Origin of the sequence: Candidatus Pelagibacter sp. HIMB1505, assembly GCF_052047915.1 — a bacterium.
GTDB lineage: Bacteria > Pseudomonadota > Alphaproteobacteria > Pelagibacterales > Pelagibacteraceae > Pelagibacter > Pelagibacter communis_A.
Genome location: NZ_JBNAIR010000001.1, coordinates 112,035 through 129,402 on the forward strand (window position 1 = coordinate 112,035; position 17,368 = coordinate 129,402).

The following is a 17,368-nucleotide window of genomic DNA, read 5'->3' on the forward strand; positions in this document are numbered from 1 at the left end:
AACTAAGAGATGTTTTATGAAATTATATAGAATTAAAAGATCTGCAATTGATAAAAAAGGTCGAGGTCTTTATGCAACTAAAGATATTAAAGAAGGAACAAAAATTATCGATTATGTTGGAAAGTTAATCACCAAAAAAGAAACAGAAGAGTCAGATAAATATGACAATAGTAAACCAATTTATCTTTTTACGATAAATAAAAAATATGATTTAGATGGAGATTTTCCATGGAACACTGCAGGATTAATCAATCACTCTTGTGATAATAATTGTGATTATGATGGCAAGGGTCTCAAAATTTGGGTTAAAGCAATTAGAGATATTAAAAAGGGTGAAGAATTTACGTGTGATTATGGATTTGGTTTTGATGAAAATTACAAACAATTTCCATGCAAGTGTAAATCTAAAAATTGTTGTGGTTATATTGTAAGAGCTGAATCTAGATGGAGAATTAATAAAAAGTTTGCAATGAGTAATAAAAAAAATCTAATAAAAAACTCTAGATAAAAAAAGGCCTTTAGCAGGTGCTGGTGGCGCACAATTTTCTCTTTTCTTTAATTTTATAATTCTATCAAATTTTTTAAGACTCCATTTCTCTTCGCCCAAATACTTCAAACAACCAACCATTGATCTTACTTGTTGTTGTAAAAAAGATTGGGATCTAAACTCAATAGATATTTTATCATTTTGATTTTTTATTTTTATAGACTTCATTGTTCGTATTGGACTTTTTGCATTACAACTTGAAGCTCTAAAAGTCGAAAAATCTTTAGTTCCTATTAATTTTTTTGCTCCATTTCTCATTTCTTTAAGATTAAGTTTTTTCATTATATGCCAGCCTCTATCATGATAAAGCACAGGAGGGCTAATCCTATTGTAAATAACGTATTCATAAACTCTTTCCTTTGCAGAATATCTAGCGTGAAATTTTTTATTTTTTTTTTTTACATTTAAAACTGAGATCATTTTATTTTTTAAAAAATGATTAATAGATTTCAAAAATTTATCCTTATCTAAAATTAAATTTTTACACTCAAAATGAGCAGATTGAGAAATAGCATGGACACCAGCATCTGTTCTCCCTGAGCCAATAACTGTAACTTTTTCCTTAAGAAGTTTTGAAATCTTATCTTGAAGAACACCTTGAATTGTTTGACCTTTTTTTTGTATTTGCCAGCCCCTATAATTAGTGCCGACATATTCAATTAAGATTTGATATTTATACATTTAATAAACTAGCACCCTTTTTGATTTGAGAGCCAAGAATGAATTCTTCTATCTTTTGAGGTTTTTTTCCTTGTCTTTGTATTTCTAAAATTTTTAGAGAATGATTATCACCGCACGCAACTTCTAAATCATGTGTCAAAACTTCACCTGCATTACCCTGATTTTTGTCTATTTCAGCTTTTAAAATTTTATATCTCTCATTTTTATAAATAAAAAATGCACCTGGAATTGGAAATAGACCATTAACTTTACCAAAAATTTTTTTTGCATCCTCCTTCCAATTTATAAGTCCTTCAGATTTATCTATTTTAGCTGCATAGGTCACTAATTCATGATTCTGTTCAATAAATTTGGCTTTTCCATTCAAAATATTATTAATTTCAATTATTATTTTTTCTGATGCTAATAAAGATAACTTTTTTGAAACCTCAAAGGCATTATCACTTGGATTTAATTCAATTTTATAAATTGCACAGACAGGACCAGAGTCTAACTTTTCTTTTATCTTCATAATACTTATTCCTGTTTCTTTATCTAAGTTCATTATAGCTCGTTGAATAGGTGCAGCACCACGCCATTTTGGAAGGATAGACCCATGTATATTGATAAAACCTAATTTACATATTTCTAAAAATTCCTTTGGAATTATTTGGCCGTATGCCACCACAATCACAATATCTGGATTAATTTTTTTTATAAATTCTAATTCTTCATAATTTTTTTTTAAACTAACTGGAGTTCTACAATTAATACCTAGACTATCTGCTAATTGATTGATGGGTGACTTATTTAGTTTTTGTCCTCTTTGTGATTTTTGTGGCGGTTGAGTATAGACAGCCTCAATTGAAAAATTGTTTTCATAAATTGATTTTAAAATAGGGACTGAAAATTCAGGTGTCCCCATAAACACAATTTTTTTTTGCATTAATTAAATAACTATCTGATTGGACTTTAGCTTTGATAGTTTTTTTATAATCATTGATTTTTTTAACTTAGATAAATAATCTATGAACAAAACACCTTCTAAATGATCCATCTCATGCTGAATACATGTAGCTAATAATCCACTTGCATGTAAAGTTTGTCTTTCTCCATTATAGTCCAAATAGTCCACATCACATTGACTTGGTCGATCAATTTCAGCAAATTGATTTGGAACTGATAAACAGCCCTCTTCATAAGTAGCTTTTTCTGGATCTTTATTTCTAATTACAGGATTAACGAAATATCTTGGTTCTTTTTTTTCAAGATCTTTACTTATGTCCATTACAATTATTCTTTTTGGAATTCCAATTTGAATAGCCGCAAGTCCTATACCATTTGCTGCATACATAGTATCAAGCATGTCATCCATTAATTTTTGCTCGTCTTTAGTAACTTTATCAACAGGTTTTGAGACTTGTCTTAGTAGTTTATTAGGTTCTGTTAATATAGGTTTAACGGCCATAATGAATGTATTCTAATTAATTTTTTTAGACTTTTAAAGGTAGAACTTTTAATAAAATTTTATTTCTAATGTAATCAATATCAAGCTGATTTAATGCACTAATTATAAAATACAAAGTATCTTCATCTAAATCTGTAAGATTATCTTGTCCAATTACTTCTATAATTCTTAATACAGTTGATCCAATTTCGTTATTATTAATCATAACCTGAATATCAGTGGGCATTTCAGATTCATTTATTTCGTAAAGGTCTTCATATTTTTTAGAAATTTCAATCCCATCTGACTTAATAGATTCGATCAACATTATATCTTTTTTAGATAAAACATATTTCTTATTTTTTTTGATTTTTTTTAAAAAATTATCGAGATCTTTTTCAATTTTAGATTTTGCAAAATCACCATTAAAATAATTAACTAGTCTTGATTGATGTAAAATATCTTTATTAAACTTAATATCTTTTAATTCAACACTGTCTTCTTGAATATTATCAAAGTAAAATGTCGTAAAATTAGATGGCACATCATCAGGTTCAATTGTCTCTAAAGTTTGTTTAAGCTCAATATCAAATGCATTTGAATATTCATCTTTAATAAATAAATCTTTCAAAAGTTTGAGAAATTCTAATTTTTTTTCAGTATCAGATTCGATTAAAGATCTTTGATAAATTAAAGCTCTCGCTTCTATATTTGATAGTGACTTATAAGACTCAGAGGCATTTAGTAATTGGTTAATATTAAATTGAAACCTTTTATATAAAGCAAATAAGTCTTTCTCAGAATAATTTTTATCATGTGTTGCTTTTTCAATTAAAGAAATTTTTTCTTCTTCAACAATATCGACTTCTTCAATATCAAATAATAAATTTGAAGCTGATAAATATTTCCAAATTTGAGGATCTGTATTTTTTTTTGGTTCAAAAACAAAATCTGGATTAGTTCTATGAGCTAGGTGAAAATCTAATATGGAAGTTTCAGAAATTGATGGATCTGGGTCTTGAGTGTAACCAAATAAATAATTAAGTTTTTTTTCAAAATATTCATCATTGAAACCTAGTTCTTTTTTTAAGTCTAAAATTAACTGTGCCTCCTCAGACCTACCGGCATTTATTAAGCAATATAAATTAAATTTTGAAAGATATTCATCATTTATGACTTCTGAATTTTTTAAAAATAATTCACAAGCTTTTTCAATATTTGCCTCTGATAAATATTGATCTACTAAATATCTACTTAAATCAGGATGTAAGTTTAAAATTTGGTTTTTTACTAAATATTCCTCAATTAACTCCCTATCCTTGTTCTTAATCAGCCAATTAGATCTGATATTTAGAAATTCTTCATTAGTAATATTAATTTCAGGATTATAAGAATTAGTTAATAACACTATATTTAACAAATCTGATGCATCTTTAGAAAGTTGCATTTTATTTATATTTGTAAAAAGATACTTTAATTGGTCACCGTTAGAATTAGACCACATATTAATTTGAAGGTCATAATCTTCTGGATCATAAAGGCCAATTATCTTTATTTCTTGAGAATTTAAATCTGAACTTACTTGAACAGTTTCAATTTCTTTTTCTGATTGGAGATCAAAAATACTTGGTTGAGAAATTGCAGTATTATTAGTTTCTAAATTGTTTTGATTATTACTTATTGAACTTTCCTCAATTTCATTTTCATCAATGTTCCATATGTCAATAGGCTTATCTTCTGCATTAGCATTAAATGTACTTAAAAAAATTAATAATAGAATTGATAAATATTTGTTATTTAACAATTTTAAAATTTTCATTAGGAATAATTTTTTCTATTTCTTTTTTTGGAGCTGGAAAATCTATTTTACTTAGCAAGAAAATTGCCCCAATGAATAAAATTAAAACTAAACCTAGTTTTACAATTAAACCTGTAGCACTCTTGCCTGAACTTGTATTTCTAGTAAATTGCATATAACGTTGGTTAAAATCAAATTAAGACATAATTGTGTTTTTTCAATACAGAAACTTATGAATTCAAAAGAAAATTTAGTTTTTTTAGGCATGATGGGTTCAGGAAAATCATCAATTGGTTCATTAGTATCAAAAAAACTAAATTTAGAATTTATTGATATAGATATTCATATTGAAAAAAAATTAGATTTAAAAATTTCTGAAATATTTGAAAAAAAAGGTGAAAAATATTTCAGACAAATTGAAGAGGTGGAAACTTTAAGAGTTCTTAAAAATAAACAAACTGTAATTTCTCTTGGTGGTGGTGCATTTCTAAATAATAAAATTAAAAAAGAGGTTTTAGAAAATCATATTTCTTTTTGGTTAAATTGGGATGTGAAAACATTGATCAATAGAATTAAAGATAGCAAAAAAAGACCTATTGCACATAAATCATCTAAAAAAGAAATTGAGGAGTTAATTCAAAAACGATCTATTATTTATTCAAAAGCAATGTATAAAATTGATTGTGAGAACCTCACAAAGAATGAAATTGTAAAAAAAATAACTAAAATCTATGAAGCCAATTAAATTAAATGTAAAAACAAATTCAGACAATTATCCAATTATAATTGGTTCTAATTTAATCAAAAATATAGGCTCACATCTAAGTAAAAATTCTATTATTTTTAATCAATGCCTTTTAGTTATCGATAAGAATGTTCCAAAAAAATTGATCAATAAAATTTCACAAGGTTTAAAAAAGAAAAAAATATTCAAGTTCAATTTTAATGCCAATGAAAAAAATAAAAATATTAAAATTGTAAATGAAATTTTGAAAATTTTACTTAACAAAAACTTTTCAAGACAAGATTGTTTGATAACAGTTGGTGGTGGTATTACAGGTGATGTCGGTGGTTTTGCTGCCAGTTTGTATAAAAGAGGTTTAAATTTTATTAATATTCCAACAACATTGTTATCTCAAGTTGACTCGTCTATTGGTGGTAAAACAGGGGTGAATACAAAAGAAGGAAAAAATCTTATTGGAAGTTTTTATCAACCAAAAATGGTTATTAGTGACACTGAATTTTTAAAGTCTCTTCCAAAAAGAGAAATCATTTGTGGTTACGGAGAAATTTTTAAACATTCATTAATACTAAATAAGAATTTTTTTAAATATCTTAATATAAATTGGTCAAAGGTTTTGGATTTAAAAAGTCCTTTTATTGAAAAAGCTATTTATGAAAGTTGCAAAATAAAAAAAACAATTGTTGAAAAAGATGAAAAAGAAAAAAATATTAGAAAAGTTTTGAATTTTGGTCACACTTTTGCTCATGCTTTTGAAGCCTCTCTTGGGTATTCAAAAAAACTTAATCACGGCGAGGCTGTAATTCTTGGAATTGTAACAGCCCTCCAATTCAGTCTAAATGTAAAATTAATAAAACTTAATCAGTGTAAATTTATAATAAACCATATTGTAAAAGCAGGATTACCCTCAAACATTAAAGATTACTTTTCAAAAAAAGATTTAAAAAAAATTTTAAAGTTCATGACGAAAGATAAAAAAAATTCTTCAAAAAAAATAAATTTAATATTATTAAAAAAAATAGGATCATCTGTAATTAATAATGAATACACCAATATTAAAATTCATGATTTTTTAAAAATAAAATTAATTAATTGATATTTGTAAAGAGTGAATATAGTCTTTCATTTCTTGATCTAAAGCTTTGTAAATTTTTTTATTACTCTCAATTTTATTTAAAACTTTTAATTCTTCTGACTCAATTTTAAGTTTTAAATGAAACTTTCCTTCTTGATGACCTGAGTGATTTTTATGTAAGAAAGATTTATCTTCCACTTCAATTTTTTCAATTTTAATTTCATTGATTAGTTTTTTTTTTACGATTGCAATTAGTTCATTTATATTCATAAATATTGTTTACTATACCATGAAAAACATATGTGACTGGAATAATTGTAATGAAACTGGTGAATATAAAGCGCCGGTTGAAAAAGATAATAGCAAAAAATATCGTTTACTTTGCTTAGAGCATGTAAAAGAATTTAATAAAAATTGGAATTATTTTTCGGGTATGAATGATGATCAGGTAATTGATTTTTTAAAATCTGATATGATCTGGCATAAGCCAACTCAAAGCTTCAGCTCATCTGATAATTTTTTTAAAGTTTTGTGGAATAACACTCTGAGAGATGAACTAGACAAAGATAAATTTAAAGGTGAGTTTAATCATATGAGTAAATTTAAATTTGATCACAAAGATATTAAAGCTTTTGGGATTTTAGGAGTATCAGTTGGTTTAAAATGGCAAAAAATTCAGGAAAAATTTAAAATCCTTGTCAAAAAATTTCATCCCGATATAAATGCTGGGAACAAAAAATACGAGGAAAAACTTAAACAAATAACCTTAGCTTATACTCAGCTAAAAAATACTTATAGAGAAAAAATTGACACCTAATCTTAATTCAAAACCTGATATCAAAATTTCTGTTAAACAAACATTTGGCATCGACTCTGATATGGAAATAGAAGCTTTTTCTAAAAAAAGTGAATACGTGCCTGAAATTGATAAAACTTATAAATTTGATAGAGACACAACACTTGCAATAATATCTGGGTTTGCATTCAACAAAAGAGTTTTGGTCCAAGGCTATCATGGAACTGGAAAATCAACTCACATAGAACAAATAGCTGCTAGATTAAATTGGCCATGTGTCAGGGTTAATTTAGATAGTCATGTTAGTCGTATTGACCTTATTGGAAAAGATGCAATTGTTTTAAAAGACGGCAAACAAGTAACTCAATTCAACGAAGGTATTTTACCTTGGTCAATTCAAAATCCGGTTGCACTAGTGTTTGATGAATATGATGCAGGAAGACCAGATGTAATGTTTGTAATTCAGAGGGTTTTGGAGGCTGAGGGAAATTTTACACTTCTAGACAAAAATAAAGTTATTAAACAAAATAAATATTTTAGACTTTTTGCAACCTCAAACACTGTTGGTTTGGGTGACACAACTGGACTTTATCATGGGACACAGCAAATTAACCAAGGACAAATGGATAGATGGAATATTGTTACAACTCTTAACTACCTAAGCTTAGAAAGAGAGATGGAAATTATATTAGGTAAAAATAAAAATTTAGATAATCCGAAAGGTAAAGAAAAAATTGCAAATATGATAAAAGTTGCAGCCCTGACAAGAAAAGGGTTCATAGCTGGAGACATATCAACTGTAATGAGTCCAAGAACAGTTCTACATTGGGCTGATAATGCTGAAATCTTCAAAGACACAGGATATGCATTTAGAGTAACTTTTTTAAATAAGTGTGATGAAATGGAAAAAAATACCATCGCCGAATATTATCAAAGATGTTTTGGAGAAGATTTACCTGAGTCTTTGCTTAATATTCAAATTTAATGAGTAGTAAAGAAACAAATCTCAAAGAAAAATTAAGACAGGCTTTAGCATCCACTATCAGAGTTATTTCTGATGATTTAGAAATAAAACAAAAAAATAAAGACAATAAAAGTTCGAATAAATTTGATTTTTTCGAATTAGATAATCTTAATAGTAAAATAGACTTTATAAAAGCAAGAGCTGAGGCAGATTCCTCTGCTTTAAAAAGAAAATTTTCTAACGATGAAATCTATAAGAAAAATCTTCCAAATAACTCAAATTGTAAATCTTTATATGCAATTGCAGAAAAAATTAGATATGAAACTTTAGGTGGCAAAATGCTTAAAGGTATTGAAAAAAACCTCAAAGACAATTACAGCCAAATGATCAGTCTAAAAAGAAAAGATCAGCTCAAAACAAAAGAAGATGTCCCTGTAACTGAAGCTTTCGAACTTTATATGCTAAAAAATTTTTATGATATAAAATTAAATTCTCTTTCATCTAAAATGTTAAATTTTTGGGAACAAGATTTTGATCAATCTATAAGCAAACATATCAATTTTTTGAAAGATAACTTTGAAGATCAGAATGCATATTGCTCTAAATTTTCTAAATTATTACAGGATATGGATATATTTCAAACAGAGGATAATGAAGAAACAAAAGAAAATAATCAGGATGAAGGTCAGGATAATCCATCAAATGACGATCAAGAGAGTGAATCTGAAGATCAAAAAGATGAAAATAAAGAACAAGAAACTGAAGCCAGCTTGGATTCTGACTATGATATTGACGAATACAAATTAGATGAACAGTTAGTTGATACAGACTCTGATAAACAAAGTTCAGAGCAAGTCATCCAAAAAAAGAATATCAATGATTTAAATCTAGAATATAGAATCTACACGACAAAATTTGATGAGATTATTAAAGCAGAAAACTTAGAAAATGCAGATGAAGCTAATAAGCTTAGAAAAACTTTAGATCAACAACTGATTGGTTTTCAAGATGTAGTAACAAAACTTGCAAATAAATTACAAAGACAATTATTAGCAAAACAAAATAGAGCTTGGGAATTTGATTTGGAGGAGGGTTTGTTGGATAGTTCAAAACTTCCAAGAATTATTATGGATCCCTATAATTCTTTATCTTTTAAAAAAGAAAAAGATCTGGACTTTAAAGATACTATTGTAACTTTATTGATTGATAACTCTGGTTCTATGAGAGGAAGACCAATCACTATTGCAGCTATATGTGCAGACATTTTATCTAGAACTTTAGAAAGATGTTCTGTCAAAGTTGAAATTTTAGGTTTTACAACAAAAAATTGGAAAGGTGGTCAGAGTAGAGAATATTGGAATAAACAAGATAAACCAAAAACTCCTGGAAGACTAAACGATTTAAGACATATTGTTTACAAAGGTGCTGATACCCATTGGAGGCAAGCAAAAAATAATCTTGGATTAATGCTTAAAGAGGGTTTGCTTAAAGAAAATATAGATGGAGAGGCCATTAATTGGGCCTTATCTAGATTAAAAAAAAGAAAAGAAGAAAGAAAGATTTTGATGGTTATCTCAGATGGTGCTCCTGTTGATGATTCAACTCTATCAGTAAATTCAGGAGATTTTTTAGAAAAACATCTTAAAAAAATGGTAAAATTTATTGAAGATAAAACTGAGATAGAAGTTTTAGCGATAGGAATAGGTCATGATGTTTCGAGATATTATAATCGAGCAATTAAGATAACAGATGTGAATGAGTTAGGTGATGTTATGATTTCTCAATTAAGCTCATTATTTGATAGTAAAAAAAAGCTCCATTAAATATTAAATAAATCTTTATTAATCCATTTAATCACAACTTCAGCACCACTTCGAGTTTTAGAATTTCTACAATTAACATTTGCAAAATTTTTTTCTAAAAGAGTTTTTCCAATAAAAATACCTAGCCCAAGACCAGCTCTTGATTTCTGATCAGTGTTAAAAGTTTTTAAATATGGTTCACCAATTTTTGGCAATATATCACTTGGATAACCTGGTCCATCATCCTCAACTGTAATTTCAGTGAACTCACTATCACTTTTTAAAGTTATAAAAATATTTTTTTTTGCAAATTTATTGGCATTCCCTATAAAGTTTCTTAAACCATATATGATTTCAATAGACTTTATAATTTTTTGGTGATTTGAATTTTGATCAAAATTAAATACAAAATTTTTGTCACTTATATTCTCAAATGAAGTTATGATTTCATCTAAATAATCTTTTATTGTTAAATCTTCATCAATAAAATCATCTTCATCGTTGGTATTTAAGCTTAATCTTTTTAAAATTTCATTACATCGATCAACTTGACTGGTCAGTAGTTCAATATCTTTTTCTATATCTTTTTGATCTTCAAATTGTTTCTTTAATTCTTGTGCAACTAATTTAATTGTAGATAAGGGAGTTCCAAGAGAATGGGCTGCAGCAGCTGCCTGCCCACCCAAAGACAAAAGCTCATGCTCTTTTGCCATTACTTCATCCATTCTACTCAAAGCTTCTTTTCTTAATCGGGTTTGATCTTCAAAAGCCAAGGCAAAATAATTCATAAAAATTAATGCAGAGATAAGTGCCAAGGGAATAGAATAATAAACGTAATTATTAATTGAAGTAGTTAAATTTAAAGGACTTGGAAGTGGTTGATAAAAAAAAGTTAATGATAAAATACATATAGAGGTGATTATCACAATAAATATATTAATTCTAAAGCCTAAGTTAAAAGATGAAAAAATACTTGGTATTATCAAAAAAATTATAAAAGGATTAGCTACACCGCCTGTTAAATACAAAAGAAATGTTAACTGTAATATATCTATAATTAAAAATATAAATGCTGATCTTTCTGAAAGCTGAGTTTTTTTGTAAATATATATTAGGAATAAATTGCTTAATACTCCTACTAAAACAATAAAATTTGCTAATAAAAAATTAAACTCAAATCCTAAGAAAGTATAGACAATAAAAATTGCTAAAAGCTGTCCAAAAAAACCAATCCATCTTAACGTTATATAAGTAGATTTTTTTAGAGAAAAATATTTTGAAGTTTCAAAAAACTTCATCTTATATATCTAGATTTTGTACATTTATAGAGTTTGAAATTATAAAATCTTTTCTTAAAGCAACATCATTACCCATAAGTGTATGAATTAAGCTTTGATCCTTTTTTGAGTCTTTAGAATATTGGACTTGAAGTAAGTTCCTTGTCTCTGGATCAAGTGTGGTGCTCCAAAGCTCTTCTGGGTTCATCTCACCTAAGCCTTTAAATCTTTGAATATTCATTTTGGATTTCTCTTCATCAACTCGAGCAATAAATTCTTTTGATCCCTGTTTAAACTTTTTTAGGTCTTTATTATTGTTAATTATATACTCCTCCAATTCCTTTTCATCCTTGATGTATATTCCTTTAGAACCTTTGTTAATTTTAAACAAAGGAGGTTGTGCCAGATATACATGACCATACTCAATTAACTTGTTGAATGGCTTGTTATTAAAAAAAGTAAGCAATAAGGCTCTAATGTGTGATCCATCAACATCAGCATCTGTCATAATTATAATTTTACCATATCTTAAATCTTTAAGATCAATTTCTTCAGCTTTTGGATCAAGTCCTAATGCATTTATTAAAGTAACAATTTCATTAGATGAAATCATTTTTGATAGAGCTTTAGTTTTTTGATCTGAGTTATCTCTATTGCCATTTTTTTTTAATTGAATATCTTCAACATACGTATTCAATATTTTTCCTCTCAAAGGTAAAACTGCCTGATTAGATCTATTTCTCCCTTGCTTGGCAGAGCCTCCAGCTGAGTCCCCCTCAACTATAAATAATTCTGTTCCCTCCTGTTTTCCAATCTGACAATCAGCTAATTTACCAGGTAAACCGCTTAATTCTAAAGCGCCTTTTCTTCTAACATTTTCTCGAGCTTTTCTTGCAACATCTCTCGCCATGGCAGCTTGAATAATTTTTGCAAGTATAATTTTTGCAACTGAAGGATTCTGATCAAACCATATAGATAATTTTTCATTCACGATTGTTTCAACAATCATTCTTACTTCTGATGAAACTAATTTATCTTTAGTTTGTGATGAAAATTTTGGATCAGGAATTTTGGTTGATAAAACACAAGTTAGCCCCTCTTTTATATCATCGCCAGAAATGGCTAGTTTATTTTTTTTTAATAAATTATGTTCATTTGCATATTTATTAATTATTCTAGTCAAAGCACTTCTAAATCCTAAAACATGTGTGCCTCCATCTTTTTGAAAAATATTATTAGTATAAGGAAGAACGTCCTCTGAGTAACCACCATTCCATTTCAATGAACACTCTATTTCGATGTTATCTTTTTTACCTTCAATATAAATAGGTCTTTTAAATAAATCGTTACCATTTTTATTTTGCAGTTTTTCTCTTTTTTCATCTAAAAATTCTACAAACTCTAAAACTCCTCCATCAAATTTAAACTCTGTAACTTTCTCTTTTTTTAAACTTGCATCCGTAAAAATAATCTTAATCCCTTTATTTAAGAAAGCTAATTCTCTCATTCTTTTGATAAGAATATTTGCACTAAATTTAACAGATGAAAAAATCTCTTTAGATGGCAAGAAAGTTATTTGTGTTCCTGACTCTTTTGACTTACCAATTTCTTTAAGTGGTTTTTTTGCTTCACCATCTTTAAATTCTATATAATATTTTTTACCATCTCTATGAATTTCTAATTCTAGTTTCTCAGATAAAGCATTTACTACTGATACACCAACACCATGTAAGCCACCTGAAACTTTATAAGAGTCATGATCAAATTTTCCACCAGCATGAAGTTGAGTCATAATTACCTCAGCTGCAGATTTTTTTTCTCCTTTATGCATATCAACTGGTATACCTCTACCGTCATCTCTAACAGTTATCGTTCCATCATTATTAATTTTTACAAAAATATTTTTACAATAACCCGCTAAAGCCTCATCAATAGAATTATCTACAACTTCATAAACCATATGATGTAAACCAGTACCATCATCGGTATCGCCAATATACATACCTGGTCTTTTTCTAACTGCTTCAAGACCTTTTAAAACTTTAATCGAGTCTGCTTGATAATTATTTTTATTCATTTATGTAAGAATTAAGTATTTTAATTATATCAGTTTTTTTTTTAAAAAAAAATTTTTAAAACCTGATTTTACTATTAATTGCCTCAATTTTTAGAGCTAATGGAAGGTCAGAAATAAATCTTTTTGTAGATACAGTTTTATATAATCTTGTCAAAATATTTTCCATTGGTGTTATTTTGCTGTTTATTTTAATTTTTTTTCTTTTTAGATTGATAAAATTATTACTTGCATTGTAACCATCATAATTAATAAATCCATTTCTGCCATAAACAACTAATTGCCTCTGTTTTTTTTTTAAAGTATTCCAAATTGTTACTTCACAATTAATTTGCTCATCAAAATTTAATTTTATATGGCTAAATTGAAAAATTTTACTACTTTTTTTCTTAACACTATTTACGACACTCTTTATTTTGAATTTTTTAATATTGTTAAGCAAAGTGATAACTAATGACAATGGATGAGGTATCCAATCGTTAAAAGGGCTTTTATCTTTACTGTAATTATTGTTATATTTTCCAAAATGACATTTGATGAAATTAATTTGACCAATAAGTCTCTTTTTTTTAAGAATTAATTCAAAATTTTTATTATGTAAATCTGAGTGATTTACAATTACTGAAGATTTTTTTTTTTGAGCAAGTTTTAAGAGTTTTTTAATGTTATTGAAATTTGTTGAAGCAGGTTTTTCTAAGATAATTGGTATCTTATTTTCAATAAATATCTTAGATAGCCTGTAATGTGTGTTAACTGGAGTGCAAATTATTGCTGCTTGAATGTTATTTTTTTTTATTTCTTTTAATGAAAATTTTTTATTTGTTTTATCAAAATTTTTTATTTGTTTTCTAAAAATAACTTTTAATTCAAATCTATTATCTTCTAAGATATTTTTATAATATTTTTTTCCAAATTTTCCAAAGCCTACAAGTGCTAAATTTATTTTAGTATCCAATTTTTATATTTTTCTATATTTTTGATTAAATATTCTGGGAAATTATCATCTATTTTTCTTTTATTAAACTTGAAGCCTCTATTAAACAAGTCTTCCCCATTTTCAATTTTTTTTATAATTGTTGATTTATCTTTGTATTCATCTTTGTCAAATTCTGTATGTTGAAATGAACTAATTTTTTTTATGATACCATCAACATCATATAAAAATGAAAAATGCCAGCCACCATCTTTTATAATCTTAATATTTCTTGGTTTGTCAAATCTCCACCAAGGGTATTGTTTAATTTTTTTTTCCCTTAATTTGTTTGGTGTCTTTAAATATTTTTTTCTAGTTATTTTACTTCCATACCATTCAGACTGTGTCTCATTAATTAAATTTAATTTGTAATAAAAAAAATTCTGTTCAAATACACCTTCACTATATTTATCATCAATAAAGAGATGAATTTTGTTAGGATTTGGAATTTCATCCACATCTGAAATGATTATAATTGTATCATCATCATATTTTTTTATTTCATTTAGGGAATAATTTCTTTGATACTCTAACATGGACCATGGATTTTCTAAATTTGGAAATTTGGTTACGGGCAGATATATAATTTTATCTTTAAATTCGCTGAATTTATTTATATCAAAATTCAATTCTCTTTTGTTTCCTCGGTGATCAAATGCTCCCTCTGTAATTATGAATTTTGTAACATGCTTGTTGAGAATGTTGAGCCTTAAATCTAAAACAATGTCTTCATCAAAATAAGTTACGCAATCCAAAATATTCATATACAAATATTCTTTAAATGATTACTAAGTCAAAATGAATAAAAAAATTGCAATTATTGGCGGTGGTTTATTTGGAGTCACTTCTTACATAAAACTTAAAAATAAGGGTTATGACTGTGTACTTTTTGAAAAAAAAAAGGACATTTTGCTTGGTGCATCAACGAATAACTTAAATCGTATTCATTTTGGATATCACTATCCACGCGACGATCAAACAGCTCAACAATCATATAAAGGGTATAAAAAATTTTATAAATTTTTTAAAAAATCTGTAGTAAAAAATTTTGAGAATTATTATGCTATAGCCAAAGAAAGTAAAATAGATTTTCAAACTTATCTAAAATTTTGTAAAAAAAATTCATTAAAATATAAAAATGTTAATCTTAAAAAATTTAAGATTAGATTTAAGAATATCACTGGATGTATAAGGGTCAAAGAACCAATATATGATTGGAACTTGATAACAAAAGAAGTAAAAGAAAAAATTTTGAAATTGAGTGCCAATAAGATAAAAAAAAATGAAACAGTAAAAAAAATTATCAAAAAAAATAAATATTTTTTAATTACAAACAAACAAAAATACGTTTTTGATGTCATAGTAGATGCTAGTTATGATCAATCCAATAGATTAATAAAAAAAATTTTTATTCCTAAAAAAAGAAAGTATCAGTTAGTTGCTGTATTTGAGTTTTACTTAAAAAATTTTGAAAAAATGGGACTAGCAATAATGGATGGTAATTTTTTTTCTTTTTTACCTAAAGGAAATGGAAACAAGCACTTAATATATCATGTTAAACATTCTATAATTAAACAACAAATTTCCAAATATATGCCAGACCGATGGATAAAGTTTAGTAAAAAATCTAAAGAAATATTAGAAATCAAAAAAAAAATTGAATTAGATTTAAATAAATATTGTACAAATTTAAAAATTAAATTTTCAAAAAATGTTTTTATAAACCCTAGAGTTATAGAAAAAGGTGTGGAGAAAACTGATAGAAGAATTTCAACAATTAATGAAATTAATAAAAGTTACTTTCAAATATTTTCTGCAAAAATTGATCATTCAATTGATATTGCAGATAACATCGTAAAGAGAGTCTCAAAAAAATTCTAATGGCGGAGAGAATGGGATTCGAACCCATGAAAGAGTTTCCCCTTTACACGCTTTCCAAGCGTGCGCCTTCAACCACTCGGCCACCTCTCCATAATTATTTTTTTTTTATAATTTTTTTCAGTTTAGAAATATTTAGTGATGAATTTATCGGGATTTTAGAATTACTATTTTTTCTCAAATAAATTTTTTTAACTGACTTTTTATCATTTTTAACAAAATCATAAATAAATCTTTTTTTTCCTCCTACATTTAAAATGCCTTTTTCATTTAATAAACTCTCTAAAATTTCAGCTACTTTTTCATGATACAAAAAACTTGTTTTTACATTTGCATAAGCTGCGTCATGAACGAAAGGCTTTTCAGTCATGCATAATCGAAGTATTAATGAATTTTTATACATTTGAACTGAAGCTTCCCCGCCTAACTTAGACCAAGCATAATTATTAACTGGTAACAAAGGGTCTGTTTCTTTGTAATTACCTTTGGTGCCTGGATAAACATAATGTGTTGAAAAATAAATTAACTTAATATTTTTTTCCTCACAAGCTTTTGTGACATTGGCGGTTCCAATGATATTTAAATCGATACTTCTTTTTATATCATCTTCATGAATCTTCATTGGCCTGGACAGCCCAGCCAAATGAATTAATATCTTTGGTTTTAACTTTGAAAGATAACTTCTTATTTTTTTATAATCTAAAATATTAAATTCGTTTTTATTGGGGAATAATAATGTATGTCCAATTTTATGTTTTTTTAAAACTGATGCAAATCTACTTGTTCCACCAGTTATAACAATTCTATTTTTTTTCATTTTTATTTAAAAAAATCAATTGAGTAACCTTTTTTATCTTTATCTGAAATAATTGGATTTTTACTCGGCCATTTAATACCCAATTTTTTATCATTCCATTTCAAAGTCATTTCACTATTTTTATCTCTATATTGTGAACATTTGTAATTAACCGTGCATGTTTCAGATAAACACAAAAATCCATGGGCAAAACCTTCTGGCACAAACAAAGAAAAATCTGACTCCTCTGATATTTCTATTGAAAAATACTTTCCAAATGTTTTAGATTTTTTTCTTAAATCTACTACAACATCTAATATTTTGCCATTTGTAACCGTTATATATTTTGCCTGAGGTTTTTTTGTTTGAATATGTAATCCCCTTAAAACATTTTTTTTTGAAACAGACATAATATCAAAAACAAGTTTATACTTTAATAATTTTTGATTGTATGTTTCTTTTAAAAAACCTCTTTTATCCTTATAGATGTTAGTCTTAATCAAAACTAAGTCTTGAAATTTTGTTTTTATTATTTTCAT

Annotated in this window: 19 protein-coding genes and 1 tRNA gene; 7 read left to right on the top strand and 13 right to left on the bottom strand. The window is 26.7% G+C overall.

Annotation, left to right across the window (positions count from 1 at the left end; genetic code table 11):
- Positions 1 to 16: 16 nt before the first annotated feature.
- On the top strand, positions 17 to 508 hold the full coding sequence (locus ACTTAU_RS00575) for an SET domain-containing protein (RefSeq protein ID WP_438304562.1): 492 nt from the start codon (positions 17 to 19) through the stop codon (positions 506 to 508).
- Here ACTTAU_RS00575 and truA read toward each other — a convergent pair.
- The 5 genes from truA to ACTTAU_RS00600 are packed head-to-tail and all read right to left on the bottom strand — an operon-like array spanning position 488 to position 4,627.
- Positions 488 to 1,228, bottom strand: a complete 741-nt coding sequence (gene truA / locus ACTTAU_RS00580; RefSeq protein ID WP_438304565.1) for a tRNA pseudouridine(38-40) synthase TruA — start codon at positions 1,226 to 1,228, stop codon at positions 488 to 490. The genes ACTTAU_RS00575 and truA overlap by 21 nt on opposite strands.
- On the bottom strand, positions 1,221 to 2,153 hold the full coding sequence (gene fmt, locus ACTTAU_RS00585) for a methionyl-tRNA formyltransferase (RefSeq protein WP_438304566.1): 933 nt from the start codon (positions 2,151 to 2,153) through the stop codon (positions 1,221 to 1,223). Before fmt ends, truA begins: the two co-directional genes overlap by 8 nt.
- Positions 2,154 to 2,156: 3 nt before the next feature.
- Entirely contained in the window at positions 2,157 to 2,675 is a 519-nt protein-coding gene (gene def, locus ACTTAU_RS00590) for a peptide deformylase (protein ID WP_438304567.1), read from the bottom strand.
- Positions 2,676 to 2,700: 25 nt separating this feature from the next.
- Positions 2,701 to 4,473 (bottom strand): hypothetical protein, encoded by a 1,773-nt coding sequence (locus ACTTAU_RS00595; protein WP_438304569.1) that lies wholly within the window; start codon positions 4,471 to 4,473, stop codon positions 2,701 to 2,703.
- Complete coding sequence (locus ACTTAU_RS00600; protein ID WP_438304570.1) at positions 4,448 to 4,627, bottom strand: hypothetical protein; 180 nt, start codon at positions 4,625 to 4,627, stop codon at positions 4,448 to 4,450. Before ACTTAU_RS00600 ends, ACTTAU_RS00595 begins: the two co-directional genes overlap by 26 nt.
- 57 nt (positions 4,628 to 4,684) lie before the next feature.
- On the opposite strand from ACTTAU_RS00600, the gene ACTTAU_RS00605 reads away from it, so the two are divergent.
- Together ACTTAU_RS00605 and aroB are read left to right on the top strand one after the other, a co-directional pair.
- The gene (locus ACTTAU_RS00605; protein ID WP_438304572.1) at positions 4,685 to 5,197 is read left to right on the top strand and encodes a shikimate kinase; all 513 of its coding nucleotides are present in this window, start codon (positions 4,685 to 4,687) and stop codon (positions 5,195 to 5,197) included.
- Positions 5,184 to 6,290 carry a 3-dehydroquinate synthase gene (gene aroB / locus ACTTAU_RS00610; RefSeq protein WP_438304574.1) on the top strand — a complete coding sequence of 369 codons (1,107 nt, stop codon included), beginning with the start codon at positions 5,184 to 5,186 and terminating at the stop codon, positions 6,288 to 6,290. Before ACTTAU_RS00605 ends, aroB begins: the two co-directional genes overlap by 14 nt.
- Here the strand turns inward: aroB and ACTTAU_RS00615 are convergent.
- Positions 6,279 to 6,539, bottom strand: a complete 261-nt coding sequence (locus tag ACTTAU_RS00615) for a BolA/IbaG family iron-sulfur metabolism protein (RefSeq protein ID WP_438304576.1) — start codon at positions 6,537 to 6,539, stop codon at positions 6,279 to 6,281. The two genes, aroB and ACTTAU_RS00615, sit on opposite strands and share 12 nt — an antisense overlap.
- 19 nt (positions 6,540 to 6,558) lie before the next feature.
- Between ACTTAU_RS00615 and ACTTAU_RS00620 the strand changes: the two genes are divergently transcribed.
- From ACTTAU_RS00620 to ACTTAU_RS00630, 3 genes are read left to right on the top strand one after another with little or no spacing between them, the layout of a single operon-like run.
- Positions 6,559 to 7,086, top strand: a complete 528-nt coding sequence (locus ACTTAU_RS00620) for a J domain-containing protein (RefSeq protein WP_438304578.1) — start codon at positions 6,559 to 6,561, stop codon at positions 7,084 to 7,086.
- Positions 7,076 to 8,050 (top strand): cobaltochelatase subunit CobS, encoded by a 975-nt coding sequence (gene cobS / locus ACTTAU_RS00625; protein WP_085114821.1) that lies wholly within the window; start codon positions 7,076 to 7,078, stop codon positions 8,048 to 8,050. The genes ACTTAU_RS00620 and cobS overlap by 11 nt, the downstream gene beginning before the upstream one ends.
- The gene (locus ACTTAU_RS00630; RefSeq protein WP_438304581.1) at positions 8,050 to 9,852 is read left to right on the top strand and encodes a cobaltochelatase CobT-related protein; all 1,803 of its coding nucleotides are present in this window, start codon (positions 8,050 to 8,052) and stop codon (positions 9,850 to 9,852) included. The genes cobS and ACTTAU_RS00630 overlap by 1 nt, the downstream gene beginning before the upstream one ends.
- On the opposite strand, the gene ACTTAU_RS00635 is transcribed toward ACTTAU_RS00630, so the two are convergent.
- From ACTTAU_RS00635 to ACTTAU_RS00650, 4 genes are read right to left on the bottom strand one after another with little or no spacing between them, the layout of a single operon-like run.
- Positions 9,849 to 11,129 (bottom strand): ActS/PrrB/RegB family redox-sensitive histidine kinase, encoded by a 1,281-nt coding sequence (locus ACTTAU_RS00635; protein ID WP_438304582.1) that lies wholly within the window; start codon positions 11,127 to 11,129, stop codon positions 9,849 to 9,851. The genes ACTTAU_RS00630 and ACTTAU_RS00635 overlap by 4 nt on opposite strands.
- Before the next feature lies 1 nt (position 11,130).
- Positions 11,131 to 13,185 carry a DNA gyrase subunit B gene (locus tag ACTTAU_RS00640; RefSeq protein ID WP_438304583.1) on the bottom strand — a complete coding sequence of 685 codons (2,055 nt, stop codon included), beginning with the start codon at positions 13,183 to 13,185 and terminating at the stop codon, positions 11,131 to 11,133.
- A gap of 55 nt (positions 13,186 to 13,240) precedes the next feature.
- On the bottom strand, positions 13,241 to 14,137 hold the full coding sequence (locus tag ACTTAU_RS00645; RefSeq protein WP_438304586.1) for a Gfo/Idh/MocA family oxidoreductase: 897 nt from the start codon (positions 14,135 to 14,137) through the stop codon (positions 13,241 to 13,243).
- On the bottom strand, positions 14,122 to 14,919 hold the full coding sequence (locus tag ACTTAU_RS00650) for a glycosyl transferase family 17 (RefSeq protein ID WP_438304588.1): 798 nt from the start codon (positions 14,917 to 14,919) through the stop codon (positions 14,122 to 14,124). The genes ACTTAU_RS00645 and ACTTAU_RS00650 overlap by 16 nt, the downstream gene beginning before the upstream one ends.
- Positions 14,920 to 14,953: 34 nt before the next feature.
- On the opposite strand from ACTTAU_RS00650, the gene ACTTAU_RS00655 reads away from it, so the two are divergent.
- Entirely contained in the window at positions 14,954 to 16,036 is a 1,083-nt protein-coding gene (locus ACTTAU_RS00655; protein WP_438304590.1) for an FAD-dependent oxidoreductase, read from the top strand.
- Here ACTTAU_RS00655 and ACTTAU_RS00660 read toward each other — a convergent pair.
- The 3 genes from ACTTAU_RS00660 to rfbC all read right to left on the bottom strand — a co-directional run bounded on the left by ACTTAU_RS00660 (position 16,037) and on the right by rfbC (position 17,368).
- Positions 16,037 to 16,126: transfer RNA gene (locus ACTTAU_RS00660), tRNA-Ser, on the bottom strand.
- Positions 16,127 to 16,130: 4 nt separating this feature from the next.
- Positions 16,131 to 16,850 (bottom strand): sugar nucleotide-binding protein, encoded by a 720-nt coding sequence (locus tag ACTTAU_RS00665; protein WP_438304593.1) that lies wholly within the window; start codon positions 16,848 to 16,850, stop codon positions 16,131 to 16,133.
- Positions 16,851 to 16,852: 2 nt separating this feature from the next.
- Positions 16,853 to 17,368: a dTDP-4-dehydrorhamnose 3,5-epimerase gene (gene rfbC / locus ACTTAU_RS00670; RefSeq protein WP_438304595.1), complete on the bottom strand. Its 516-nt coding sequence runs from the start codon at positions 17,366 to 17,368 to the stop codon at positions 16,853 to 16,855.